Raw genomic sequence first — 518 nt, 5'->3', positions numbered from 1 at the left:
CGGACTGGAGCGCTCGGCGATCGGCACGCTGGTCGAGCGCACTACCCGGTTCGCGGTGCTCGTCCACCTGCCCCGCGAGGACGGCTACGGCACGGTTCCCCGGACCAAGAACGGGCCGCCGCTGGCCGGCTACGGGGCGGTGACGATGAAGAACGCGCTGGCGGCGACGGTCGGCACCCTGCCCGAGCAACTATGGCGATCGCTCACCTGGGACCGCGGCAAGGAGCTGTCGGCGCACGCCCAGTTCACGATCGAGACCGGCATCCCGGTCTACTTCGCAGACCCGCACAGCCCCTGGCAGCGCGGCACCAACGAGAACACGAACGGCCTGTTGCGCCAGTACTTCCCGAAGGGAACTGACCTTTCTCGATGGGCGGCTGAGGATCTCGAGGCGGTCGCTGCCACGCTCAACAGCCGACCCCGCAAGAGCCTCGGTTGGAGGACGCCCGCCGAAGCCCTCAACGACCATCTACTATCGATGAAATAAGCCAGTGTTGCATCCACTGGTTGAACCTGGT

At 66.6% G+C, this 518-nt stretch carries 1 protein-coding gene; it reads left to right on the top strand.

Annotated features, from left to right (window positions below; all coding sequences use genetic code 11):
- Positions 1 to 487 (top strand): IS30 family transposase (locus PV396_RS44950; RefSeq protein WP_319214175.1); only part of this gene is annotated, 487 nt, incomplete at its 5' end.
- Positions 488 to 518: the final 31 nt, after the last annotated feature.

The organism is Streptomyces sp. ME02-8801-2C, assembly GCF_033793965.1.
In the GTDB taxonomy this organism is placed as follows: Bacteria; Actinomycetota; Actinomycetes; order Streptomycetales; family Streptomycetaceae; genus Streptomyces.
The sequence above is the reverse complement of the archived record's forward strand: the minus strand, read 5'-3'. Positions and strand labels throughout refer to the sequence as shown.